This window comes from Pseudomonas sp. (genome assembly GCF_040514055.1).
Taxonomy (GTDB): domain Bacteria; phylum Pseudomonadota; class Gammaproteobacteria; order Pseudomonadales; family Pseudomonadaceae; genus Aquipseudomonas.
In genome coordinates, this window is the sequence record NZ_JBEVDL010000017.1 from 1 (window position 1) to 24,209 (window position 24,209).

Annotated in this window: 24 protein-coding genes and 2 tRNA genes; 16 read left to right on the top strand and 10 right to left on the bottom strand. The window is 64.0% G+C overall.

Annotated elements, in window-relative coordinates:
* Both ABWY06_RS05305 and ABWY06_RS05310 read left to right on the top strand, forming a co-directional pair.
* The coding region (locus tag ABWY06_RS05305; protein ID WP_353924528.1) for a calcium-binding protein at nucleotides 1-467 on the top strand (467 nt) is incomplete at its 5' end.
* Between the two features lie 283 nt (nucleotides 468-750).
* Entirely contained in the window at nucleotides 751-1,926 is a 1,176-nt protein-coding gene (locus ABWY06_RS05310; protein WP_353924529.1) for a glycoside hydrolase 5 family protein, read from the top strand.
* Between the two features lie 88 nt (nucleotides 1,927-2,014).
* Here ABWY06_RS05310 and ABWY06_RS05315 read toward each other — a convergent pair whose 3' ends face one another.
* The 6 genes from ABWY06_RS05315 to ABWY06_RS05340 form a co-directional block, all read right to left on the bottom strand.
* Nucleotides 2,015-2,227, bottom strand: coding sequence for a cold-shock protein (locus tag ABWY06_RS05315; protein ID WP_353924530.1), 213 nt, complete (start codon nucleotides 2,225-2,227; stop codon nucleotides 2,015-2,017).
* Nucleotides 2,228-2,685: 458 nt separating this feature from the next.
* Nucleotides 2,686-2,973: a DUF3509 domain-containing protein gene (locus ABWY06_RS05320; protein ID WP_353924531.1), complete on the bottom strand. Its 288-nt coding sequence runs from the start codon at nucleotides 2,971-2,973 to the stop codon at nucleotides 2,686-2,688.
* A gap of 50 nt (nucleotides 2,974-3,023) precedes the next feature.
* Nucleotides 3,024-3,245 carry a hypothetical protein gene (locus ABWY06_RS05325; RefSeq protein ID WP_353924532.1) on the bottom strand — a complete coding sequence of 74 codons (222 nt, stop codon included), beginning with the start codon at nucleotides 3,243-3,245 and terminating at the stop codon, nucleotides 3,024-3,026.
* Between the two features lie 470 nt (nucleotides 3,246-3,715).
* On the bottom strand, nucleotides 3,716-4,060 hold the full coding sequence (locus ABWY06_RS05330; RefSeq protein ID WP_353924533.1) for a YdbL family probable chaperone protein: 345 nt from the start codon (nucleotides 4,058-4,060) through the stop codon (nucleotides 3,716-3,718).
* Between the two features lie 11 nt (nucleotides 4,061-4,071).
* A complete protein-coding gene (locus ABWY06_RS05335; RefSeq protein ID WP_353924534.1) occupies nucleotides 4,072-4,263 on the bottom strand; it encodes a YnbE family lipoprotein in 192 nt (63 codons plus the stop codon).
* A gap of 98 nt (nucleotides 4,264-4,361) precedes the next feature.
* Nucleotides 4,362-6,929 (bottom strand): intermembrane phospholipid transport YdbH family protein, encoded by a 2,568-nt coding sequence (locus ABWY06_RS05340; RefSeq protein WP_353924535.1) that lies wholly within the window; start codon nucleotides 6,927-6,929, stop codon nucleotides 4,362-4,364.
* 741 nt (nucleotides 6,930-7,670) lie between these two features.
* Between ABWY06_RS05340 and ABWY06_RS05345 the strand changes: the two genes are divergently transcribed.
* The gene (locus ABWY06_RS05345; RefSeq protein WP_353924536.1) at nucleotides 7,671-8,093 is read left to right on the top strand and encodes a tetratricopeptide repeat protein; all 423 of its coding nucleotides are present in this window, start codon (nucleotides 7,671-7,673) and stop codon (nucleotides 8,091-8,093) included.
* Between the two features lie 161 nt (nucleotides 8,094-8,254).
* On the top strand, nucleotides 8,255-9,619 hold the full coding sequence (locus ABWY06_RS05350; protein WP_353924570.1) for a DNA recombination protein RmuC: 1,365 nt from the start codon (nucleotides 8,255-8,257) through the stop codon (nucleotides 9,617-9,619).
* Between the two features lie 22 nt (nucleotides 9,620-9,641).
* Here ABWY06_RS05350 and ABWY06_RS05355 read toward each other — a convergent pair whose 3' ends face one another.
* Nucleotides 9,642-10,559 (bottom strand): alpha/beta fold hydrolase, encoded by a 918-nt coding sequence (locus ABWY06_RS05355; RefSeq protein ID WP_353924537.1) that lies wholly within the window; start codon nucleotides 10,557-10,559, stop codon nucleotides 9,642-9,644.
* Between the two features lie 242 nt (nucleotides 10,560-10,801).
* On the opposite strand from ABWY06_RS05355, the gene ABWY06_RS05360 reads away from it, so the two are divergent.
* Nucleotides 10,802-11,626, top strand: coding sequence for a MerR family transcriptional regulator (locus ABWY06_RS05360; RefSeq protein ID WP_353924538.1), 825 nt, complete (start codon nucleotides 10,802-10,804; stop codon nucleotides 11,624-11,626).
* Between the two features lie 6 nt (nucleotides 11,627-11,632).
* On the opposite strand, the gene ABWY06_RS05365 is transcribed toward ABWY06_RS05360, so the two are convergent.
* Nucleotides 11,633-15,109 (bottom strand): hybrid sensor histidine kinase/response regulator, encoded by a 3,477-nt coding sequence (locus ABWY06_RS05365; protein ID WP_353924539.1) that lies wholly within the window; start codon nucleotides 15,107-15,109, stop codon nucleotides 11,633-11,635.
* 185 nt (nucleotides 15,110-15,294) lie between these two features.
* Here ABWY06_RS05365 and ABWY06_RS05370 point away from each other — a divergent pair, with 185 nt between their 5' ends.
* The 4 genes from ABWY06_RS05370 (at nucleotide 15,295) to ABWY06_RS05385 (ending at nucleotide 19,134) form a co-directional block, all read left to right on the top strand.
* Nucleotides 15,295-15,864: a GNAT family N-acetyltransferase gene (locus ABWY06_RS05370; RefSeq protein WP_353924540.1), complete on the top strand. Its 570-nt coding sequence runs from the start codon at nucleotides 15,295-15,297 to the stop codon at nucleotides 15,862-15,864.
* Between the two features lie 116 nt (nucleotides 15,865-15,980).
* Complete coding sequence (locus ABWY06_RS05375; protein ID WP_353924541.1) at nucleotides 15,981-16,691, top strand: AzlC family ABC transporter permease; 711 nt, start codon at nucleotides 15,981-15,983, stop codon at nucleotides 16,689-16,691.
* Nucleotides 16,691-17,020: an AzlD domain-containing protein gene (locus tag ABWY06_RS05380; RefSeq protein ID WP_353924542.1), complete on the top strand. Its 330-nt coding sequence runs from the start codon at nucleotides 16,691-16,693 to the stop codon at nucleotides 17,018-17,020. The genes ABWY06_RS05375 and ABWY06_RS05380 overlap by 1 nt, the downstream gene beginning before the upstream one ends.
* Nucleotides 17,021-17,265: 245 nt before the next feature.
* Entirely contained in the window at nucleotides 17,266-19,134 is a 1,869-nt protein-coding gene (locus tag ABWY06_RS05385; protein ID WP_353924543.1) for an MFS transporter, read from the top strand.
* A 58-nt stretch (nucleotides 19,135-19,192) separates the two neighbouring features.
* On the opposite strand, the gene sugE is transcribed toward ABWY06_RS05385, so the two are convergent.
* Both sugE and rdgC read right to left on the bottom strand, forming a co-directional pair.
* On the bottom strand, nucleotides 19,193-19,507 hold the full coding sequence (sugE, locus tag ABWY06_RS05390; protein ID WP_353924544.1) for a quaternary ammonium compound efflux SMR transporter SugE: 315 nt from the start codon (nucleotides 19,505-19,507) through the stop codon (nucleotides 19,193-19,195).
* Between the two features lie 180 nt (nucleotides 19,508-19,687).
* On the bottom strand, nucleotides 19,688-20,608 hold the full coding sequence (gene rdgC, locus ABWY06_RS05395; RefSeq protein ID WP_353924545.1) for a recombination-associated protein RdgC: 921 nt from the start codon (nucleotides 20,606-20,608) through the stop codon (nucleotides 19,688-19,690).
* 160 nt (nucleotides 20,609-20,768) lie between these two features.
* Between rdgC and ABWY06_RS05400 the strand changes: the two genes are divergently transcribed.
* The 7 genes from ABWY06_RS05400 (at nucleotide 20,769) to ABWY06_RS05430 (ending at nucleotide 24,199) form a co-directional block, all read left to right on the top strand.
* A tRNA-Val gene (locus ABWY06_RS05400) sits at nucleotides 20,769-20,844 on the top strand.
* Nucleotides 20,845-20,863: 19 nt separating this feature from the next.
* Nucleotides 20,864-20,940: transfer RNA gene (locus ABWY06_RS05405), tRNA-Asp, on the top strand.
* 222 nt (nucleotides 20,941-21,162) lie between these two features.
* Complete coding sequence (gene bamJ / locus ABWY06_RS05410; protein WP_353924546.1) at nucleotides 21,163-21,909, top strand: BamJ family beta-barrel-assembly machinery protein; 747 nt, start codon at nucleotides 21,163-21,165, stop codon at nucleotides 21,907-21,909.
* Between the two features lie 368 nt (nucleotides 21,910-22,277).
* Nucleotides 22,278-22,727 (top strand): YkvA family protein, encoded by a 450-nt coding sequence (locus ABWY06_RS05415; protein ID WP_353924547.1) that lies wholly within the window; start codon nucleotides 22,278-22,280, stop codon nucleotides 22,725-22,727.
* Nucleotides 22,728-23,039: 312 nt separating this feature from the next.
* The gene (locus ABWY06_RS05420; RefSeq protein WP_353924548.1) at nucleotides 23,040-23,369 is read left to right on the top strand and encodes a helix-turn-helix domain-containing protein; all 330 of its coding nucleotides are present in this window, start codon (nucleotides 23,040-23,042) and stop codon (nucleotides 23,367-23,369) included.
* Complete coding sequence (locus ABWY06_RS05425) at nucleotides 23,366-23,731, top strand: hypothetical protein (RefSeq protein ID WP_353924549.1); 366 nt, start codon at nucleotides 23,366-23,368, stop codon at nucleotides 23,729-23,731. Before ABWY06_RS05420 ends, ABWY06_RS05425 begins: the two co-directional genes overlap by 4 nt.
* Before the next feature lie 51 nt (nucleotides 23,732-23,782).
* A complete protein-coding gene (locus ABWY06_RS05430; protein ID WP_353924550.1) occupies nucleotides 23,783-24,199 on the top strand; it encodes an SEL1-like repeat protein in 417 nt (138 codons plus the stop codon).
* Nucleotides 24,200-24,209 lie beyond the last annotated feature (10 nt).

Sequence of the window (24,209 nt, forward strand, 5' to 3'; positions counted from 1 at the left end):
TCGGCTCCTCGGACGCCGAGCTGCTCGACGGCGGCTTGGGCAACGACCGGCTGCGCGGCAATAAGGGCAACGACTACCTGCTGGGCGGCGACGGTGCCGACACCTACCTGTTCGCCGCGGGCGATGGCCAGGATGTGCTGAACAACCTGTCCAACACGCCGGCTGACACCGATGTGCTGAGCCTGGAGGGCCTCACCCGGGAGAACCTCTGGCTGTCGCGCCAGGGCAACGACCTGGTGCTGGACGTGCGCGGATCGGAGGACCGCATCACCGTGCAGGACTGGTACGCCAGCCCGGCGCAGCAGCTGGACAAAGTCCAGGCTGGGACGTCTGCCTTGTACGCCAGCCAGGTGGATGTACTGGTCAATGCCATGGCCGCCTTTGGCGCGCCGGCGGGGGGTGAGCTGACGCTCAGCACCAGCCAGCGCGAGCAGCTCAATACGGTGATCGCGGCCAACTGGCAGTAGCCGCCACGTTCGACAAACAACCCGCCCGTTGGCGGGTTTTTTGTGTTTATTGCGTTGCTTGTGAGTGCTTGGCGAGCCGTGGAAGGGGCGGAACGACTTCGGTCGACGGTGCCGTCGATGCCCGCTTCTCCGACGGCTGTCTTTCGAGCAAAAAAGCGCGGCCGCGGCACTGTGGGGGGCCAAGTCGGTCTTAACTGGCACTGCTGGGTCCGCTCCCGGGTGGATGGACTTGGACCTTGGAGCGGTTTATTCACTGGGGTCAAGCAAGGAGGCTGGGCAGCGGATGAAAAGGCGAATGGAGGTTGGCCGTCCGGGCGGCGGCGGGTGGGGATTGTTGTTGGGGCTGCTGTTATGCCTGCCGCTGGCGCAGGCCGAGGGTTTGGTGTTGGGCATCAATACGATGTGGGGGCCGGGCAAGGAGGCCGTTTTGCGCACCCGGTTCCAGAAAGCCCGGTCCCTGGGGGTCACCCAGGTGCGGTTGGACTGGGAGTGGCGCGAGGCGCAGCCCAGGCGCGGCGACTACCGGTGGGACGCCTTCGATACGCTGGTGCGGGTGGCCCATGAGGAGGGCGTCCAGTTGTTGCCCATCGTTCACTATGCCCCGGACTGGGCATTGCGCCAGGAGCGCAAGGCGGCGGATATCTACGAACTGGCGCCCCAGGAAGGCGCATTCGACGAGTACGCGGATTTTCTGCGAGCCTCGATCCAGCGTTATGGGCCCCAGGGCGATGCGCCCCAGCCCTTTACCCCGATTGTCGCGTGGCAAGTGTGGAACGAACCGAATATCAAGCAGTTCTGGGGACCGGCACCGGACGCGGCAGCCTTCGTCAAGTTGATGCGGGCGGTACAGCGCCAGACCCAGGATCTAAGGGGGCGGATCAAGTTGGTGCACGCCGGTTTGTCCAAGTCCGATCTGATCTACTTCTGGCAACTGTGGGAGCAGGACAGTCGTTATGGCGAGACCTTCGACATCATGGCTGTGCACCCTTATTTGTTTCATTGGTGGCAAGGTATTCGCGCGCCGAATGATATGGATAAGGACGAGCCCCGGTATGCGGCGCTGGGTGTAGTCGGCAGCCATGACGACCCGGGGTATCTGGGCAAGGTGTTCAACTTGCAGCTGCTGATGACGCTCAAGGGGTTTCCCGGCAAGCCGATCTGGATCACCGAGATGGGCTATTTTGTCGCCGAGCGCCGGCTCGGGGTCAGTGACCGCGAACTGCAGGATCGCCTCGGCGAAACCCTCGCCTTTATCCAGGCGCGCCTGACCGATAAGCCCTATGGACAAGGTGTGCGTGGCGAGCTGAGCGCCAATGTACAGCGCGTCTACTGGTTCGCCCTGGAGGATTATCCGTCGCCGGATGGCATGGGCAGCTTTGGCTTGTACCGCGCCGACGGCAGCCCGAGACCGGCGGTGGAGTCATTTCGCGGCCAGGCGCGACGCTTGAACGGACCCTGAGGGCAGGTGCGCGTGGCGGGCCCGGAAAAACCTACGGGCACAAAAAAGCCCCGGCGATGCGGGGCTTCTTTGATCAGAACAGGGGGGTTTAGACCACCTGAACTTCTTCAGCTTGCATACCTTTCTGGCCTTTAGCAGCCACGAAAGACACAGTCTGACCTTCTTTCAGGCTCTTGAAGCCGTCGCTCTGAATCGCCTTGAAGTGCACGAACAGATCAGCACCGCCGGATTGTGGGGTGATGAAGCCGAAGCCTTTTTCATCGTTGAACCACTTAACGGTACCAGTTTCGCGATTAGCCATGGATTGTCTCCTTGAACAAAGTTAACACCAGCATTGGAAGAGCCCAAGCCGAGACTGAGTGCAAAGAGTAAGAGGAGTCGTGTAGATGGTTGGATCGAGATCTAACATCAGGTTGCGATTCTCAGTGACACATGCAGCACAGTCGACTCACTATACGTGTTGTCGCGGCTAAGTGCGACTGCCAGTTGCATTTTATAGCGTTCGGCGAGGGGTTTTTTTGATGAAACAGCTCTTGCACTTGCCGAGCCTTTGCGCCTCGCTTGTCGGGTCGACTTTCGACGGCGTCCAGACGATCGGCGCGAGCCCGCGTCTGTCGCGGGTTGGCGCGTTTCGACCGGATAGACGCCAGGCTGCGTCGCGCCTTCCGCGACTCTTTTGACGAAGGCTGAGCAGCCCCTTGGAAAAATCGGCGGACCAAAAAAAGCCCTGCAGGACAGGGCTTTTTTGCGGGCCGGGGATTACGCCGGCTGGTAGGGCAGCACCCCGTCCTGCTCCTTGAGCACCTTGCGCATTTCCGCGGTCAGGGTGCCTGAGCGGACCGACAGCTCGCGCCGTACATCTTCCACCACTGCGCCGAACAGCAGCGGATCGCTGCGTTCGGCCGAGGTGATAACACGGCTGTAGGCGGTGACATCCGCCTCGTCGGCGAGGGTCAGCACGGTGCCGCCATCGGGGCGACGCTGGCCGAAGGACGCGCGCAGCGGATGAAAGGTTTTGACGATCAGGTCGAGGTGGGTGGCTTCCATGACAACGCTCCAAGTGAGGCGACTCGATGAGCGTGTCGGCGCTCGATGGGTTAGGCGGCCAGTGCCTGACGGGTTCGCTCGATCACTGCCTGCAGCGGTTCCGAGGAATATTGGCCGGGGTACAGACGCTGGCTGTGACGGGCGATGCCCTGTTCATTGACCAGGGTGAAACTGAAGCAACCTTTGCGCGCGGCCTGGATCTGGCAATGCAGCGGGGCAAAAGCGGTAGCCAGGGTGCGCATAGCGGCCTGGATTTGGTATTGAGTGGACATGTGTTGTTAGGGATTTCCTGCGTATTACGGTGTAGACCGCGAAAAATGACTAGGTGCGCTGCGGGGTAGCCAAATGGCTGGGCGCAGGGGATCAGAGTCGGCTGGCAAGCATAAGTTCCGCTTCGCGGGACTTTGGCTGGCATTTAGGGGCTGGGAGGGCAGGTATCGGCCGAATCGAGACAGTCTGTGTCTGAAGGGCGGATCGCGCTGCTGGTCGGGCGGGGACTTCGTGATGGCCGCTTGGCTTGGCAAGGTAGGCAGATCGGAAGGCTTTTACCTGGTAACCCTGGAGGCAACCGGTTTCCTAAGGGGCGCACTCTGCGCCTTTATGCGGGCGTTGTCGAGGACCTGCCGCACATTTCACCGCACTGGGCAAGCTTGCCAGCCCGCAGGCCGATGCCGCTAGCGGCATCGGCTGGGAGCGTCGGCGCTCCGGCGCAAGACTCGTGCAGGCCCGTCCCACCAGGCCGTTATTTGCGTTGCCAGGCGCCATTGAGCTGGATGTATTGCCCCGCCGGGGTTTTTTCCAGGGCTTTTTTACCGGCTATTTTTTCCACATCGCTCAGTTGAATGCCGTTCTCCTGGGCCAGTCGCTGGTATTCCGCAAGTCGCGCCTGGTTGATCAGGCGGGCGATTTCCGCTGCCTGACCGCCGTCCTGAACCACGCCCAGATAGCCGCTGGGCAGTTCGCCGAGTTGCCCACTGGCCTTGGCGTCGCCCAACGCCGACATTGCATCGTTGAGGTTCAGTGCCCAGGCCGGCAGGCTGATAAACAGCGCCAATAGCAGGCTCAGCAGTCGGGTGTGCAGGCGCATGATGGATCTCCTTAAAACAGGCCGCTGGACGGGTCGATCAAGGTGTCCAGCGCTTTGTCCACCTTGATATAGATTTCGTGCTCGATCTTGACGTTCAGGTTGATATTGATCGGCTCATTGGGCATCGCCAGTTGGACCGTAGGGGTGCAGGCGCTGCACAGCAGGCACAGCAACAGCGGCGCAAGCCGGTTACGCAAGAACATGGCGATAGCTCCCTGTGGGGCGGATGGCAGGTTAACCGATGGTCGCACACAAAGGGGGGCGCGTGCCTGCTCGGCGGCGAGCGGCGCAGGGCGGCCGTTCAGGGTGTCGCCTTGGGTTGGCCAAGGCGTTCCTGCACCCGTTGACGGATCCGTTCGCTGACCTTGCCGGTCAGCTGCAGGCTGGCCAGCAGCATCGGAATATCCTCCTCCAGGTTGATCGACAGGTTGATCGGCCGGCCGTTTTCAAGGGCGGGATTGCTGCCCTCCACGCGCAACGCCAGGCGCAATTTGCCCTGCTGATCATAGTCGACGTCGCTGGACAGCCGCTGGTAGTGAAAATCCGCGAGGGCATCGGCCACCAGTTTCATTCCGGGATTGGCCTGGCCCAGGGCGCGGATGCGGGGAGAGTTGAACTGCAGAACGCCCCCGGGCGCACGGGCCAGTAAATGGCCCTGGCGGACGGTCACACCCGCCGGACCCACGACCAGCGGCAACTGACCGTCCAGCGTGCCGTGGCCGGCCAGCCCTTCGGTCGGGTAGGCCTCCAGCAGGCGCTGCAACTCCAGCCCCTGGACCTGCAACGGCAACTGCAGGTCCTGTTGTGCCAGGTCGGCGACCGTCGGTGGCAGGCTCAGGATGCCGCCAAGCACTTGCAGGTGCGCCTGCTGCAGTTTGAGTTGGCCTTTGCCGAGGGCGTCCTGGGCGGCAGCGTATTCGCCTTGCAGCTGCAAGGGGCCCAGGGCAAAACCGGGATCGGCCTGTTGCAGCGTCAGCGTGGGGACTTTTACCTGCAGCCGGCCTGCGCTAAGCGCCACCTGCAGCTGGCCACTGAGGCCCTGCAGCGCGGTACTGTCGTAGAGTCCGGCTACACCCTGCAGCTCCACTGACAGCTCGGCTTGGGGCACGCCACCGGGTCCTGGCACGTGCAGTTGGGCGTTACCCCGCAGGCGTCCTGCGTCGAGTTGCAACAGGGCTGGCCAATCGCTGAAGGTGGCCGCCAGGGAGTTGCCGGCACGCAGAAACACCTCATGTAGAGCCGTTTTCAGCTGCACGGCGCCGCTGGCCTCGGCCAGCAATTCGAGGTCGAGCTTCAGTCCGCTGCCGCCACTGAGTTGGCCTTTTACTTCCGTGCGCTGAAGGTCGCTGAGCAACTGTCCCTGCCATTGCCAGTCCTGGGGTTTGAGCCGCGGGTGACTGAGCTTTTTTATGCGCAGGTCAAGGGTGCCCTGCAGGCTCGCGGTCGAAAGGCCCATCGGGTTGAGCGCGGCGGTGAGTTTCAGCCCGTCCAGCTGCGCTTGCAGTCCTTCGGCCATCAGCGAACCGGCGCTGGCGCGAGTCAGCGTGACCTGCGCGCCCTGGCCCAGGGCCAGGTTGAGTCCGTCGCGTCCCAGGGTGCCGCTCAAGGGCAGCTGGATGCGCAACTGCTGCAACTGCGTGGCACCCAAGTCCAGTTGTGCGGCCTGGACCTCCAGTTGGCCCTTGTTCAGGGTCAGCGCCAGGGGCGCGGCGTTGGCCAGCGCCAGGTCGGCTTGGGCATCGAGGTTCAGGCGTCCTCGGCTTTTCAAGGCGACGCGCAGCGGCAGCGCCGTGCCTGTGTCCGCCACGGCGCCAGTGTCCTGGATGCGCAACGACAGGGTATCTGGCCTGAACTGCATGGGTAGGGGCTGCAGCCAGTTGCCCTCCGGCTGGGCGAGCTGCAAGTCCGCCTGAACCCGCTGCAGGCGCCAGGCGTTGGTCTCGCCCAGCAGCCCAAGCTCCAGCGTTCCCTGGAGCCGTCCGACCTGGGGCACCTGCCAGGCGCTGGGCAGCTGCGCGGCGAAGTTGAGTTGGCCGCTGGCCGTCATCAAGTCGGCCAGGCCCAAAGGTCCGGCCGGCAAGCGCAACTGCCAATCGGCGGTGATCTGCAGGTCCGCTGGCGCCGAGGCCAAGAGTGCCGGGAGGCTGCTCAGCCAATCGCCCGCCCAGGCGGTTGGCCAGGCGGCGGTCAGTTGGCGGGGTACGGCCAATTGCCCCTTCCACTCCGTACCCTGCGGGTCGCGGGTCAGGCTACTGAGCAGTGTCAGGCGCATTTGGTTGTCGACGGTCAGGCGCAGCTCGGCATTCAGGGCATCCGGCTGGCCGCGCAACTGCGCGTCGAGCTGCAGCAACTGGGCGTCACGGCGCAAGGCCAGTCGCAGGTCCAGGGGGCCGCCCGTCTCAAGGACTTGTTCGAGATCCAGGCTGCCCGACAAGGTGCAGCGACCGGCCGGGCAGGGCAGTTCGAGCGTCAGCTGGTCGATGTGGCTGCGACGTGGCAGGTCAGTCAGCTCGGCGAGCAGGGTGGCGGGGTCAAGGCGCGGCGGCGCAGCCGTCGTCGGCTGGGAAGAGCCGGAGGGGTACCATTGCACCTGCAGGATCTGGATCGCCAAGTGCCGGGTATCCTCGCCGCGCCAGTTCCAGGACAGCCCCTGGCCGTGAATCTGCAGCTGCCCGTCGACGCCCTGCTGAACCAGGTCGAGACGCTCCAGGCGAACGGACTCCCGCGACAGTGCCAAGCCCTGCCAGCGGACGTCCAGGCCATGGCGATCGAGTACGCGCTGCAGACTGGATAGGGCGTAGCCGAGGGCGGCCAGCCCCAGCAGGCTAAGGAAGCCTGCGAGGCGCCAGCGACGACGGGTGGGGGTCAAGGGGAATTTCCACGGCGACAGAATTTATGCATGCTCCAGGGTGGCGTGCCGCGCGCGCAAGATCAACCTGGGATGGATTTCTGACTTTATGGAGCCTGCGCCCAGATCGTCATACCCGCGCAGGCGGGGCCCAATGAACTCAGCGCGCCTGGTTTCCCGCCGTCGCGGGAACGACGGTGAAATGACCCAGTCCCCGTCATACCCGCGTAGGCGGGTATCCAGAGACTTCAGCGCGTTGGGGTTTCCGCCTAGACGGAAACGGCGGTGAAAGCAGGTCCATTGCAGCGGGCGGCGGTACTCTCAAAATGCCCCGAGCCAGGCAGGGCCTGGCGGCCGCGTGCATGCGCCCTTTTGTAGCATTCTTATGCCCCGAAAAGCGTTGACAATGCCTCGAAAACGGGCGGGCCGAGGAGGCTGGTGGAAAAACTTGTGCACAAAGGCCGCATCTCTTGTCAAGCAGCAATCACTATCATGGGTAAGTCTTTGAATCTTGTAGGTGATTTTTTAAGTCAATGAAAAATATGAAGTTTTTTTGCTGGTGAAAAAAGCGTCAGTTTAACTTCAGGCCCCACGGCATAGGCGATGGCGGGCCTTGCTCCCAAGTTGTCCACTGAGTTATCCACAGCTTTTGTGGATTGTCCGTAGCGCTTGCTCTAGATCGCGGCTCGGCGTGTTTTGCAAGCCTTTACCGGGCGAAAAAAAGGAGTACAGTGGCGCGCCTCGCGACTACCCCCAGACTGTATGAAACCTTTCTCGCTGACTGCCTTACCCCTGCCGCCCGTTCCCGTTCGCCAGCGTGTGCCGCTGCAGATTGCCCTCTGGTTACTGGACAGTCCGCGCCTGGGGCACACGGCCAGCGTCAAGCAATTTGCCGGGCGTCTGCTCAAGCAACCCGCTCGCCAAGGAGTGGTGGTGGCACAAAGTCGCCTCGGGCAATTGTTGTGTCGCGACTGCGGCAACGCCCGCGACCGGCGCATTGGCCTGGAATTGTTGCGCCAGGCGGCGCGGGCCGGCAACGGTCACGCCCAGCTGGAGTTGGGGCGGTTGTGCGGCCTATCGCGGATCAACGAGCCGCAGCAAGCCCGGCATTGGCTGGAGCTGGCCGCGGCGCAGGGCTCCCAGGACGCCCGCCGGTTGCTCGAGACCCTCGCCGTCCAGCCCTGAGCCTGGCGTCTGGGTATACTGAGCGGCTATCCCGCACGGAGCCGCATATGCCCCTCGATCTCCCCTCCTTGCTGCTGGGCCTGACCGCCGGCGCCTTGCCCCTGTTGGCTTGGGTCTGGCATCTGCATCGCCAGTGGAGCAGCAGCCAGGCCGAGTGCGCGCTGCTGGACGAGCGCCTGGGTACCGCGCTCCTGGCGCAGAATGGGCTGGCTGAGCAAGTGGCTACCTACCGTGCAGAAGCCGCCGCCTCGATTGCCCTGTTGGGCGAGCAACGGGCCGAACTGGCCGCGTTGCGCCGCGAGGCGCAGTGGCTGCAGGTCGAACGCGGCGATTCTGCCCAAAGGGCGCAGGCTTGGGCCGCCGAGCGCGGGAACAAGGAAGCCGAACTTCGGCGCCTGGATGCCGAACGCGCCGCCTTGGCGGCGGAGTTGCGTGACCAGCAGGCACATCACCAACAGCGCTTGGACGATCTGCAGGGCGCGCGCGACGAGCTGCGCAGCCAGTTCGCCGAATTGGCCGGCAAGATCTTCGAGGAACGCGAGCAACGTTTCGCCGAGACCAGCCAGCAGCGTATCGGTCAGTTGCTCGAGCCACTCAAGGAGCGCATTCAGTCCTTTGAGAAACGCGTCGAGGACAGTTACCAGCAGGAAGCGCGCGAACGGTTTTCCCTGAGCAAGGAGCTCGAGCGTCTGCAACTGCTGAACCAGCGACTGAGCGACGAGGCGACCAACCTGACCCGGGCGTTGAAAGGGCAGAAGATCCAGGGCAACTGGGGCGAGCTGGTGCTGGAGCGGGTGCTGGAAAACGCCGGGCTGGAAAAAGGCCGCGAGTACCATACCCAGGTCAGCCTGAAGAGCGCCGACGGCGAACGCTTCCAGCCGGATGTGCTGATCCAGTTGCCCGGTGCGCGGCAGATCGTGGTCGACGCCAAGGTCAGCCTGACGGCCTATCAACAATACGTTGCCGCGGACGACGAGCCGATCCGCCAACTGGCGTTGAAGCAGCATGTGCTGTCCCTGCGCAGCCACCTCAAGGGCTTGTCGCTGAAGGATTACCAGCGACTCGAAGGCCTGCACAGCCTGGATTTCGTGCTGCTGTTCGTGCCTATCGAGGCGGCGTTCGCCGCGGCACTGCAGGCCGATCCCGGGTTGTTCCAGGAGGCCTTCGAGCAACATATCGTGATCGTCAGCCCCACCACCTTGCTGGCCACCCTGCGGGTCATCGAGAGCCTCTGGCGCCAGGAGCGGCAGAACCAGAACGCCCGGGAAATCGCCGAACGCGCGGGGGCGCTGTACGACAAGTTCGTCGCCTTTATCCAGGATCTGGACGAGGTGGGCAGCCGCCTCCAGCAGTTGGACAAGGCCTATGCCGCGGCGCGCAACAAGCTTACCGACGGGCGCGGTAATATCATCGGTCGGGTGGAAAACCTCAAGCTGTTGGGCGCGCGGGCCAGCAAGAGTCTGGCGACCGACCTGCTGGAACGGGCCGCCGGTTTGCCGCAGTTCGACGAAACCAGCGAGCCCTGATCGCCGCGTGTGGCGAGTATCGCTAGCCTTGGGGCTCGTGCAGGGCGACAAAGCCCCGTAGCCAGTTTGCCAGCGCCACCGGTTCAGCCAGCAATTGCCAGTGCCCGGCCGCCGCTTCGTATCGGCACAGCTGCGGTGCCCACTGCGCCAGGGAGTCGAACAGCGCCGGGTCGACGAAGCGATCACGGTTGGCCACGATCAACTGCACCGGCACTGGGGTACTGCGCCGTCGCGGTCGCAACAGGCAACGCAGCATATTGGCGCGGTACAGTTTGACCCCGTGACGACCGTCGCTGGCCAGGCTGGTGCCGGTCGGTGGCGGCTGGATGCCCTCCATCCTGGTCAGCAGGGCCGACCAGCGTCTTGCCGACCCCGCACCCCAGAGCAGCCGGGGCAGCAGCGGCAGGTGAAACAGGCCGATGTACCAGGAACGCCGCAATTGCCGCCCGACCTGTCCCCAGGCGCGCCAGCTCGGTTGCCCCAGGCGCTCGCGCAGCCAGGTGCCGACATGATCCAGGCAAGGTCCGGAGAGGCTGGTAAAGGAGCGCAGCAACGGCTGGATGCGGGGCTCGGTCAGCGCTTCCCAGGCCTGGATCGAGCCCCAGTCATGGGCGATCAGGTGCACGGCTTGGTCGGGGCACAGGGTGCGAATCACGGCCTCCAGGTCATTGGCCAGGTGCTCCAGGCGATAGGCGTGAACCGCGTCGGGTTTGTCCGAGGCGCCAAAGCCGCGCACGTCGTAGGCGATCAGCTGGAAGTCGGCGGCCAGTTCGGCCACCAGCGGTAGCCAGACCTGGTGACTGTCCGGATAGCCGTGGACCAGCAGCAAGGTCGCTCCCCCGGGGTTGCCCCAGCGGTAGGTGGCCAGCTGCAGGCCGTCGCCCTGGATGTACTGGATCTGTGCCGCCGGGCAGGCGCAGGTGAGGGGGCTCGGTGACATGGGGCGTCCTCGTTCAATGGCGTCGAGCGACGCCAGCGCAGTCTCACCAACGCTGGCGCACAGCGCCAGGGCGGTTCGCCCCGGGGTCATGGCTGCCGTAGCTACTGTACCGGTCTGCGCGCCGCGCCCTTGAGCGGTTACCGCGAGGCAGGCAGGTGGCGGCCTGGTCGGCTTTACCAGTCCTTGGTTGGGCCGCCGCGACAGGTTGTTGTGCGGCGCGCCTGGCCGTTATGATCGCGGCCATGAAAACCACTCCCTCCCTGCTGGCACGCTTGCTGGCTTCGTCCCCGGGCGTACCGACGGCCGCAGCGGTGCGCGAATTCACCGTCGATGAACTGGCACGCGAGGCTGGCACCACGGTGCGCAATGTACGGGCCTACCAGGACCGTGGCTTGTTGCCGCCGCCGCAGCGGCGTGGTCGGGTCGGCATCTATGGCGCGGACCATCTGGCGCGGCTCAACCTGATTGCCAAGCTGCTCGAACGCGGTTACGGCATCGCCAGTATCCGCGAGTTGTTCGAGGCCCACGCGGCGGGGCAGGGGTTGGCCCAGGTGCTGGGGCTCGACCAGGCGATCAGCGGGCCGCACCCGCCTGAGCCGGTGGGTCGCCTGGAGTTCGCTGAATTGCAGGGGTTATTCGGTCAGGCGCTCGACGAGGCGCGTATCGACCAGGCTCGGGAGATGGGCTTGCTGGAGTTCGCCGGCGATCACCTGCGCGTACCCAGCCCGCCGGTGTTCGCCGCCGGGGTCGCGCTGTTCCAGGCTGGAATTGCTTTGCCGGCCTTGCTCGATCAGCTGGCGGCGATTCGCTCGAGCCTGGAAGGGGTGTCGAGTGGCATCGTGCAGATGATCGTCGAACACCTGATCGCGCCGTCCATGCACGGCAGCTTGCCCCACGCCGATGAAATGCAGCGCATCAACCAGTTGCTGTTGAAGCTGCGCCCGCTGGTCGAGATCGTGGTGGAAGCCGAGCTGGCCCGCGGCCTGCAACAGGCCGCCGAGCAGGCGCTGGGCGAGCGGGTCGGCGAACTGTTGCAGGGGTTTCTCGAGCGGCCGCCAGCGCCCTGAAGCCTGTCAGGGCAGATCCAGGTGGCGGCTCAGCAATGCCCGCAACGCCGCCGGCTTGACCGGTTTGGCCAGGTAGTCCAGGCCGGCGGCGTGCACCTCGGCAATCAGTTCGGGACGCCCGTCGGCACTGATCACCACACCCGGCAACGGCTCGCCCAGACGGGTGCGCAGCCAGGCCATCAGCTGGGTACCGGTCTCGCCTTCGTCCAAGTGATAGTCGAGCAGGGCGAGCTGGGGCCGCACGTTTTCACTCAGCAGGTGCTCGCATTCCAGGCGGTTGCGGGCGGTCCAGACCTGGCAGCCCCAGCGTGACAGCAGGCTGTGCATGCCGCTGAGGATACTGTCTTCATTGTCCACGCAGAGCACCTGGCTGCCCTGCAGCAAGGGATTCTCCGCCGCCGGGGTGTAGGCGGCGGGCGCGGCCATCGGTGCCGGGGCCATGGGCACGCTGACACTGAAGACGCTGCCGTGGCCGGGCCAGGAGCGCACTTCCAGGCGGTGGGCCAGCACCCGGCAGAAGCCATCGGCAATCGCCAGGCCCAGCCCCAGTCCTTTTTCGGCGCGGGTCTGGTGGCTGTCCAGGCGCTGAAATTCCTGAAAGATGACCTGCCGTTTGTCCTCGGCGATACCGGGTCCCTGGTCCCAGACTTCCAGGCGCAGTTGCGCGCCGTCTCGGCGTACGCCCAGCAGCACCCGGCCTTTGGCATAGCGGAAGGCGTTGGTGAGGAAGTTCTGCAGCACCCGTCGCAGTAGCTTGCTGTCGCTGTCCACCCATAGACGGCTGCCCCGCAGGCGGAAATCCATTGCCTGCTCCTGCGCCAGGGCCTTGAACTCGGCGCCCAGGGCATCGAACAGGCTGTCCAGGGCGAACACCGTGCGCTGTGGCGTAAAGCGGTCGTTTTCCAGGCGCGAGATGTCCAGCAGGTCGCTGATCAGGTCCTCGGCCGAGCGCAGCGAGCTGTCCAGGTGTTGCACCAGTTGCCGGGCGTCCTGGGGCAACGCCTGTGGCTGGTGGGAGAGCGCGGCGGAGAACAGTCGCGCGGCGTTTAATGGCTGCATCAGGTCATGGCTGACCGCGGCGAGAAAACGCGTCTTGGACTGGTTGGCCGATTCGGCGACGCCCTTGGCGTCGAGCAACGCCTGATTGAGTTGCGACAGTTCCAGGGTGCGCTCACCGACCCGTTGCTCCAGGCCCTCGTTGGCATCCTTGAGTGCCTGCTCGGCCCGGCGAAAGGGGGTGATGTCGGTGAAGCTCATGACAAAGCCGCCACCGGGCATCGGGTTGCCGATCAGTTCGATGACCCGGCCGTTGGGAAACAACCGCTCGGAGGTGTGCGCACGGCCCTGGCGCATCCAGTGCAGGCGACGTTCCACATGAGCGTCCGCGTCGCCGGGGCCACAGAGCCCGCGCTGGGCGTTGTAGTGGATGATATCGGCGATCGGTCGGCCGACCCGGATCAAGCCTTCGGGGTAGTCGAACAGCTGCAGGTACCGGTGATTCCAGGCCACCAGGTTCAGCGCCTGGTCGACCACGCTGATGCCTTGGGTGATGTTTTCGATGGCCCCCTGCAGCAGCGCCCGATTGAATTGCAACACTTCGCTGGCTTCCCCGACGATGCGCACCACATCCTCGACCTGCATTTCGCGTCCTTCGATCGCGGCCTTGACCACAGCGCGGGTCGAGGAGGCGCCCAGCACACCAGCCAGCAGGCGTTCGGTGTGGGCGATCCAGGCGCTGTTGGCCGGTTGCTCTGGGTGGAACTCCCGGCCTTGGCGTGTGGCGAAATGGGCAAAGCTCTGCTGCGCGCGATCCTCGCCGACAAAGCGGGCGGCCAGGGCCAGCAGGTCCTGCAGTTGCACCGCCAGCAGGCTGCGGGCGCTGGGTTTGCTGTCGAACGGCAGGCCGATAAAGCGACCCGCTTGCCAATGTTCGGAGACCCGGGTGCGCGACAGGAACGAGACCCAGGCGAACAGCAGGAAATTGCCGCTCAATGACAGCACCACGCCGCGGGTCAGGGGGTCGACCGCCCAGCCCAGGGGCTGGTAGAGCAGTGCCCGCAGCCCCGGAAAACTGCTCAGCGACCAGCCCAGGCTGTGCGCCACGACCGGTAGCACCAGGGTATAGAGCCAGATCAGCGCACCGGCGGCCAGCCCGGCGAAAACGCCGCGGCGATTAGCTTGCTTCCATAGCAGGGCACCGAACATCGCCGGGGCCAACTGCCCCACCGCGGCGAAGGAAATCTGCCCGATGGTCGCCAGGCTGGCGGTATTGCCCAGCAGCCGATAGCACACATAGGCCAGCAGCAGGATCAGCACGATGCTGATCCGCCGTGCGCTGAGCATCCAGTGGCGGAAGGCTTCGAACGGTCGCTCCGCGGTCTGGCGACGCAGCAGCCAGGGCAGCAGCATGTCGTTGGAAATCATGGTCGACAGCGCCACCGAGGCGACAATCACCATGCCGGTCGCCGCCGATGCGCCGCCGATAAAGGCCAGCAGCGCCAGCGCGGGGTGGGCCTGGGCCAGTGGCAGGCTGATGACGAAGGAGTCCGGCATCACCCCGGCCGGCAGCAAGAGCTGGCCGGCCAGGGCGATGGGCACGACGAACAGTGCGGCCAGCACCAGGTAGGCCGGGAACACCCAGCGCGCCAGGCGCAGGTCGCGGGGTTCGATGTTTTCCACCACGGTCACGTGGAACTGCCGCGGCAGGCAGATGATGGCGATCATCGCCATGCCGGTCTGCACCAGCATGGCCGGCCAGTTCACCGCTTCAGCCCAGAAAGCCTCGAGCCGTGGGGCGCGGCGTGCCTGCTCGAGCAGGTCGTGGAAACCGTCGTAAAGGCCGAAGGTGACGAAGGCGCCGACCGCGAGGAAGGCCAGCAGTTTGACCAGCGCTTCGAAGGCGATGGCCAGTACCATGCCACGGTGGTGCTCGGTGACGTCCAGGTTGCGGGTGCCGAACAGGATGGTGAACAGCGCCAGCACCAGCGAGACGATCAGTGCAGTATCCTGGGCGCGCACGCTGGCCGATTCGGCGCCCGCACCGATCAGCAGGTTAACGCCCAGCACAATGGCCTTGAGCTGCAGCGCGATATAGGGCAACACGCCGACCAGGCAAATCAGCGCGACCACCACCGCCAGGGTCTGCGATTTGCCGTAGCGTGCGGCGATAAAGTCGGCGATGGAGGTGATGTTCTCCTGCTTGCTGATCAGCACCATTTTCTGTTGTACCCAGGGGGCGAACAGCATCAGCAGCACCGGGCCCAGGTAGATCGGCAAAAACGCCCAGAGTTGCCCGGCCGCCTGGCCGACGGCGCCGAAGAAAGTCCAACTGGTGCAGTACACCGCCAGCGACAGGCTGTAGACCCAGGCCCGCACCCGGGGTGACAGTGGCGTGCGGCGGCGGTCGCCATAAAAGGCGATGGCAAAAAGCACCGCCATATACAGCAGGGCGACGGCGGCGATCAGCCCACTGGACAACGACATGAGGACTCCAAGGACGGTCGAACGGCGCGGCGGCAGCGTTGCCGCCAGGTAGAATGAAACGTGTCGCGTGCGGCAGTGTCGCATCAAAGTGGAGCGGCGTCAGGGCGACCATGGTCGCCCCTGAAGGACCGCTCCAGGCTCTGCTAGCGTGGCGCGCGTGGCGCCGATGTCGAGGATTCTAAAGCATGTTCAAGCCACAACTGGTGACCCTGCAGCGCGGTGCCTTACGCCTGGAGCCCATGCTCGACGGTGACCTGCCGGCCCTGGTGGCGCTGGCGGAGGTCAATCGCGGTGAGCTGGCCCAGATGAACGGTCCGCTGCGACTGGATTGGTACCGCGCGGGCCTGAACGAACAGCGTAATTCCCAGGCGTTGCCCTTTGTCATTCGGCTCGGTGACACCTTGGTCGGCACCACCCGCTTCGGTCATTTCCTGCCGGCGCTGCCGGCCACTGAGATCGGCTGGACCTGGCTGGAGCGTGGTCAGCACGGGACCGGCCTGAACGGCATGATCAAGTACCTGATGCTGCGCCATGCCTTCGAGGTCTGGCAGATGGTGCGGGTGGAGTTCAACACCGCCAGCAGCAACCTGCGGGCCCAGCGCTCCATCGAAAAACTGGGTGCCCTGCGTGAAGGCCAGTTGCGCAATCATCGGCGCCTGGCGGACGGGCGCCTGGATGACAGTCTGGTCTACAGCCTCACCGACCAGGACTGGCCCTCGGTCAAGCAGGCGCTGGAGCAGCGCTTCGGCACCTGAGCACGTTATCCGACCGAGCCGCTCGAACGCTTCCCCGATGCGCCGTGACGCCTGCGCAAGATCGTGCAAGATTCCGTTGGGCTAAGCCGGCAGACTGGCGGCCAAGAGGAGTCGCCATGAATCGATCGTATGTAATGCTGCAAGGGGTACGCGACAGCGTACCGATGATGGTTGGAATCCTGCCCTTCGGGTTGATCTACGGCGCGCTGGCCGGGTTGGCCGGCCTCGGGACCTGGCAGGCGCTGGGCATGTCGATGCTGGTTTATGCGGGCTCGGCGCAGTTTATCGCCCTCAGCCTGCTCGCCGCGGGCAGTGGTATCGCGGTCATCCTGTTCACCACCCTGATCGTCAACCTGCGCCATTTGCTGTACAGCGCGGCGCTGCAGCCTTATGTCGGGCACTTGCCGCTGTGCTGGCGACTGCTGTTGGCCTTTGGCCTGACCGATGAAACCTTTGCCGTGGTGCAGCGCCGTTACCAGGCTCAGGGCTTGGCGGGACATGGCCAGTGGTACCACGCGGGGGTGGCGCTGACGCTATACCTGAGCTGGGTCGGCAGTTCGCTGGTCGGGGTGCTGTTCGGCCAGCAGGTGCCGAACCTGGCGGCCTGGGGCCTGGACTTTGCCATGTTGGCCACCTTTATCGGCATCGTCGTGCCGGCGCTGCGCAACCGTCCGCAACTGGCCGCGGCGCTGGTGGCGTCCGGTGTCGCCTTAGCGGCCCACGATCTGCCCTACCAGCTGGGGTTGTTGGTCGCCGCACTGGCCGGCATCGCCGTCGGGGTGAGGTTGGAACGCCAGGCCCAAATGGCCGCGCAGGAGGTGGCGTGATGGAAACCTGGAGCCTGATCCTGGCCATGGCGCTGATCACTTTCGCCATCCGCTACAGCCTGTTCGCCTGGCCGCATTTGCGCTTTCCGCCGATCGTGCAACAGGGCCTGCCCTACGTGCCGATTGCCGTGCTCAGCGCGATCGTGGTGCCGGGTATGGCGATGCCCGATGGGCAACACCTGGCGCTGCGGCTGGACAATGCCTACCTGGTCGCCGGGCTGGCGACCATCCTGATCGCGGCGGTCAGCCGTCACCTGTTGGCAACTATCGGCGGCGGGCTGCTGGTGTTTTTTATCTGCCGCTGGCAGCTGGGGCAGTTGCCGCTCTGATCGCAAGTTGTCATCCGCTGGGTGGTCTGATCGTTCCCACGTCAAATCGTTGCGTGGGAATGCCGCCTGTGACACTTCGCGGGTAGGCCGCAAACGCCGGTGCGGATTGGCCAAACTCCAGCCAGCCTGGCAGAACAGGGTCTCTCGCCATTAGCCGCTGTTCGCGTCATGCGTGTGTGTGGCTTTTGCACCTGACATACTGTCAATGTTCTGTCCGTTCCCAGACCAAGCAGGTAGTCAGGAAGATGAGCCATCCCTCGCAGTTCGCTTTGCTCGGCAAAAAGCGTTTTTTGCCGTTCTTTCTGACCCAGTTGCTCGGGGCGTTCAACGACAATATCTTCAAGCAGTCGCTGATTCTGGCGATCCTGTTCAAGCTCAGCCTGTCGGGTGATCGGGCCATTCTGGTCAACCTCTGCGCCTTGCTTTTTATCCTGCCGTTTTTCCTCTTCTCGGCCCTGGGTGGGCAGTTCGGGGAAAAATTCGCCAAGGATGCGCTGATCCGGCTGATCAAGCTGGCTGAGATCGGCATCATGATCCTCGGTGCGGCCGGGTTCTTGCTGAATAACCTGCCGATGCTGTTTATCACGCTGTTTGCCATGGGCACCCACTCGGCGTTGTTCGGTCCGGTCAAGTATTCGATCCTGCCGCAGCACCTGACGGAAGAGGAGTTGATCGGCGGCAACGCCCTGGTGGAAATGGGCACTTTCCTGGCCATTCTGGCCGGCACCATCGGTGCCGGGATGATGATGTCCAGCCAGGCCTACGCGCCCATGGTCGCCACTGCCGTGGTGCTCGTCGCCTGTGCCGGTTACCTGGCCAGTCGGGGCATTCCACGGGCTGCCGCGGCGCTGCCGAGTTTGCAGCTGGACTGGAATATCCTGCGCCAATCCTGGGCCACCATGCGCCTGGGGCTGGGCCAGCGCCCGGCCGTATCGCGGTCAATGGTGGGTAACTCCTGGTTCTGGTTTCTCGGTGCGATCTACCTGACGCAGATCCCGGCCTACGCCAAGGAATGGTTAAACGGCGATGAAACCGTGGTGACCCTGATCCTCACGGTGTTCTCGGTGGGCATCGCCCTGGGCTCGATGCTGTGCGAGCGGCTGTCGGGGCGCAAGGTGGAGATCGGCCTGGTGCCCTTTGGCTCCATGGGCCTGACCCTGTTTGGCATCCTGCTCTGGTGGCACTCCGGTGGTTTTCCCGCCGGTCCGCACGACTGGCTCGGGGTGCTGGCCCAGGGGCAGGCCTGGTGGATCCTGGCGGACATACTCGGTATCGGCCTGTTCGGCGGGTTCTATATCGTGCCCTTGTACGCCTTGATTCAGTCGCGCACCGAGGAGCATGAGCGGGCTCGGGTGATCGCCGCGAACAACATCCTCAATGCCTTGTTTATGGTGGTGTCGGCGTTGGTCTCGATCGCCTTTCTCAGCCTGGCCAAACTCTCGATTCCCCAGCTGTTCCTGGTGGTGTCGCTGATGAACATCGCGGTCAACACCTATATCTTCAAGATCGTCCCCGAGTTCAGCATGCGGTTCCTGATCTGGCTGCTGGGTCATTCGCTGTACCGGGTGGAGCACCGCGATCTGGAACGCATTCCCGACGAAGGCCCCGCGGTGCTGGTATGCAACCATGTGTCCTTCGTCGATGCGTTGCTGATCGGCGGCGCCGTGCGCCGCCCGATCCGCTTTGTCATGTACTACAAGATCTACAACCTGCCGGTGCTCAACTTTATCTTCCGTACAGCGGGTACGGTGCCGATCGCCGGGCGCAACGAGGACCTGCTGATCTACGAGCAGGCATTCAAGACCATCAGCGCCTACCTGCGCGACGGTGAGTTGGTGTGTATTTTTCCGGAAGGCAAGTTGACCACCGATGGCGAACTCAACGAGTTCAAGAGCGGCATCACGCGGATCCTCGAAGAAAATCCGGTTCCGGTGATCCCCTTGGCCTTGCAAGGCTTGTGGGGCAGCTTTTTCAGCCGTGATCCGGCCAAGGGCGTGTTCCGCCGCCTGTGGTCGCGCATCACCCTGGTCGCTGGCGAGCCCTTGAGCCCGGACGCCGCGGCCCCGGCCCATTTGCAGGTGCAGGTCGGCGCCCTGCGCGGGACGCTGCGTTAACTCTCGCGGTTTTCTGCCAAGGTAGGGGCGCCGCCTATGGGCGGCGTCCCCGCCGTTCTCAGTGACTGAGTTTCAGGCCGAGCAGGCCGCCAACGATCAGTGCAACGCTGAGCAGGCGCATGGGCGCCATCGATTCCCCGAACAGCAGGATGCCGGCGATTACCGTGCCGACCGCGCCGACGCCGGTCCAGACCGCGTATGCGGTGCCCAGTGGCAGTTCCTTCATCGCCCACCCGAGCAGACCCAAGCTGATCAACATCGCGCCGATGGTCAGGGCACTGGGCAGGGGCCGGCTGAACCCCTCGGTGTATTTCAGGCCCACGGCCCAGCCGATTTCGAACAGACCGGCCAAAAACAGGATAATCCAGGACATGTCGACCTCCAGAGTGGGGTCGTCCCCGGGTAGGTGCCGGATGGCAGGCCGATCGACCTGCCGAGCGGTGGGTCGATCCGCGGCAGGGTCGTCCCTGCCTGCCTGACATTGTGCACAGGCCGGCTGCCGCTGCAAATCCGCGGTTCGATCGCCTGGCGGGAACCGCGCGCCGGGGAACGGTTAAATTCCCTGGGGGATTTCCTCGCCGCCGAGCGCCTCGAACAGTTGCGGCAGGAATTCACCGAGCGTCAGCATCATCAAGGTGAAGCTGGCATCGAACTGCCCGGCCGCCTCGTCGCCGCCATCCTGCTCTGCCTGGTCCTGCAGCAGGTCCTCGAAGCGCAGGCGTTTGACGATCATCTTGTCGTCCAGGACGAAGGACAGCTTGTCCTGCCAGGCCAGGGACAGTTGGGTGACCATCTTCCCGGAATCCAGGTGCAGCTGGATTTCGTCGCCGGTCAGGTCCTGGCGTTTGCAGCGCACGATGCCGCCGTCTTCCTGGGTATCGCGCAGTTCGCACTCGTCCAGCACGGTGAAATGCTCGGCGGCCTGCTGGGTCTTGACCCAGCCGGTCAGGGTGGCGGTCGGTGCGATTTTCACCGAGAGCGGACGCACCGGCAGCGAGCCGATGGCTTCGCGCAGGGTGGACAGCAGATCCTCGGCGCGTTTCGGGCTGGCGGCATTGACCAGGATCAGCCCTTGTTTGGGGGCGATGGCGGCGAAGGTCGAGGAACGACGAATAAAGGCACGCGGCAGAAAGGCCTGGATGATTTCATCCTTGAGCTGGTCACGCTCCTTCTTATAGACCTTGCGCATTTGCTCGGCTTCGATCTCCTCGACCTTTTCCTTCAGGGCATCACGGACCACGCTGCCGGGCAGGATCCGATCCTCCTTGCGGGCGGCGATCAGCATGAAATCCTGGCTGACATGGACCAGCGGGGCATCCTCACCCTTGCCGAATGGCGCGACGAACCCATAGGTGGTCAGTTCCTGGCTGGCGCAGGGGCGGGCCGGTTTGGCAGCCAACGCCGTTTCCAGGGCTTGGGCATCGAACGGCAGATCCTGGGTGAGGCGGTAGACGAGCAGGTTACGGAACCACATGAGGGGCGAATCCTTATCAACGCAAAGCGCGCATTATTCTCCCCTCCGGGTCATTGGCCAAGCCTGCGCTAAGCCTTTGGAAGGCTTGTAAAAATTATTTCAGAAAGGGCTTGCCAGGGTGGGGGACGCTCCGTAGAATGCGCGCCACACCGAGAGTGAAGGGTGATTAGCTCAGCTGGGAGAGCATCTGCCTTACAAGCAGAGGGTCGGCGGTTCGATCCCGTCATCACCCACCAATCCTTCTCAGTGTTACGCGCAGCGGTAGTTCAGTCGGTTAGAATACCGGCCTGTCACGCCGGGGGTCGCGGGTTCGAGTCCCGTCCGCTGCGCCATTTTTTATCCTCCTGTGACATCCTCGCTACATCTCTTCGCACTGCCCGCCGCAAATTGCCGGCAATCTTTTACCATCCTTGTTAAAAAAAGAAAAAAACCTAGCAAATACCCGAACTTATCGAGCTTTCTCGGTTCGTATGGCGGTAGCCAGTGATCGTGGCAGCCTGCTAAGCTCGCGGTTTAACTGGATGGCCCCTTTGGCGCACGAACAAGGAAATAGCATGAGACAACATCGTTTAGCGGCGGCGGTGGCCCTGGTGGGCCTGGTACTCGCAGGCTGCGACTCGCAGACCAGCGTGGAACTGAAAACCCCGGCGCAGAAAGCCTCCTACGGCATTGGCCTGAACATGGGCAAGAGCCTGGCTCAGGAAGGCATGGACGACCTGGACTCCAAGGCTGTTGCCCAGGGCATCGAAGACGCCATCGGTAAGAAAGACCAGAAACTGAAAGACGAAGAGCTGTCCGAAGCTTTCGCCTATCTGCAAAAACGTGCTGAAGAGCGCATGGTCAAGCTCAACGAAGAGTCGGCCAAGGCCGGTAAAGCGTTCCTGACCGAAAACGGCAAGCGTGCCGGTGTCACCACCACGGCGTCGGGTCTGCAGTTCGAAGTCCTGAAGAAAGCCGAAGGCGCACAGCCGAAGGCAACCGATGTCGTGACCGTGCACTATGAAGGCAAGCTGACCGACGGCAAAGTGTTCGACAGTTCCGTCGAGCGCGGCAGCCCGATTGATCTGCCGGTCAACGGTGTGATCCCGGGTTGGGTCGAAGGCCTGCAGCTGATGCATGTCGGCGAGAAGTACAAGCTGGTGATCCCGAGCGAGCTGGCCTACGGTGCCCAGAGCCCGAGTCCGGCGATTCCGGCCAACTCAGTGCTGGTGTTCGAGCTTGAGTTGCTGGCGATCAAGGATCCGGCAGCCCAGGCCGCGCCTGAGGCCGCACCGGCAGCTGAGGCTGAGCCGAAGAAATAAGCGCTCGGCTGCGGTAAACCAACGCCCCGTCTCGACGGGGCGTTGTTGTTTTTGGCTTTTAGAGAGCGAACCGGATGCTGAGCCAGGGGTCTGAAAGGGGCAAGAGCGTCCATCGGTGTTACGCTTATGCACATTGGCAGGGCAATGGGGGCCTGGCCCACAAGTATCTTCCCATCACCCTGGCAATCAAATATAAGCTATTGATTTATATAGATATATTTTGATGCGCAAAAAGTGCCCGATCTGTAGCCAGGCCACGTGGGCCGGGCTTTTGGCCGCTTGGTCTACGGGTTGTTCACAAGGTTATCCACAGCTTCGGTGGATAACCCCGGTACGCCATACCGCACACGGGTTTTCGAGGATTCACGATGAAGGCACCCTGGAGTTTCCTGCGTTACCTCCCCCTGGCGCAGCGATTTCTGGCTGCGGGCCGCCTGCCCGCATTACTGCTGGCAGTAGCGCGCAAAAGCGACCGACAGGGAGGGCGGCTGGGCGCGTTGAAGGAAGACCTGCGCCTACTCCAGGCCTTGTGCTTGGCGTGGTGGCGGGGCGAATACCGGGGCATTACGCCTAAAGCGCTGGTGGCGGTGGTGGCCGCCTTGTTGTATTTCCTCTCGCCACTGGACGCGATACCCGATTGGTTGCTGGGTTTGGGTTTTTTTGACGACATCGCAGTCTTGGCCTGGCTGATGAAAACCTGGTCCACTGAGCTCGATGCCTTTCGTCTCTGGCGCGCGCAGCAGAGCCCTGACCAGCAGGCCGCCCTCGAGCACTTGCCCGCGCTGAAACAATTGCAGCAGGAACACCGTCAACCCTGAGCTCACGCCTGGGCCGAGCGCTGGCGTGGCCCTGCCTGTTCAGGCTTTTTCCTGGTTGTTTCCGCGTCGTGTGCATGGGCACTGCCTGTTGTCCTGTACCTGCGAGGAGCGTGCTTAGCCAATAACCCCGATCGCCGCCTGAATGCCCCTGTCGCGTCTGCGCCAGGCGCTGCGCCGTGCACGCCATCTCCGTAAAGCTGGGCGCATGGAATGGGGCGACGCAGACTCCCCAGTCGCGATCGGCCTGTTAAGATGTAGCTTATAAGGAAAGGGTCGAGACGCTCGGTCCTGCGTTCCATAGGGAGATTTTCGATGACTGTGCAAGTGATCACACGGGATGGTGAAGCTGAGTACGCGGTATTACCTTGGGCCGACTATCAGGCGTTGCTGAAAGCCGCCGGCGCAGTTGCCCAAGAGCTGGCAGGGCCGCTCGGCAAGGCCGCGGCCGATGCAGTCGGTCTGGACCAACTGCAGGCGTTGCGCGAGGCGCGAGGTTTGGCCCCGGAGCAATTGGCTCGCAGCGTGGGCATCAGTGCCCATTACCTGGCACTGATCGAGCGTGGCGAGCGAGCACCCGACGCCGCCATTCGCCGGGCCCTGGCCTGGAACCTGGGTATCAGCGGTTGGGAGACACCATCGTGAGCGTCAGCATCAGTCGTCAACATTGGCAGGCGTTGCTGGGCGAGCTGGAAGATGCCCGCCGTCAACGTCATTTATTGACCTATCGCGCCCTGATCGAGCGACTGGAATTGCCGACACCGGCCATGCAAACCCTGGCGGCTGCGCTGGAGCATCTCGCCGCCCTGGATGCGCGCTCCGAACGGCCGCTGCGCAGCTCCTTGGTGATCAGCCAAGGTGCCAGCCGTTTGCCGCGCACCGGCTTTTTCGAATGCGTGGGCCGTCTCGGGCGCTTCAGTGGCGCGCCAGATGGTATTGCCGCCGCGTCCTGGCATGCCTCTGAAGTGGCGCGGGTGTTCGAGTACGACTACGCCGAGCATGCGTAAGTGACAGGGCGCTGGCGGGCCTGGTTGGGCTACAGGGTTGCCCGACGCGCCATGGGCTGGCGCTGGTTGGTGCGTCAACCCTGGGCCTGGCGTTGGATGGAAGGCCAGTTCGCCCGTCAGGCCGCCTTGGGTGATGTCCCTGCCCAGAGTTTTTATGGGCATCTGCTGCTGTTTCGCGGCCAGGGCCTCGGTGCGCGTGACGAGGGCTTGCGGCTGCTGCGCCTGGCCGCGGCGGCGGGGGATGGCAAGTCCGCGTACCAGCTGGGTCTGTGCAGCTTGACCGGTAACCCCCGTCAAGCGCCGGATGCAGCGCTGGCCGCGCGCTTCTGGGAGCAGGCAGCGCAGGTGGGGCATCCACTGGCCGCTTCGCGTCTGGCGACGCTGCTGGCGCAAGGCGGTCCCGGCTTGGCGGCCGATCCCGAGCAGGCTGCGCATTTTCGGGCCCGTGCCGCCCAGCTGGGGCTTTAGGGTTTCTCGC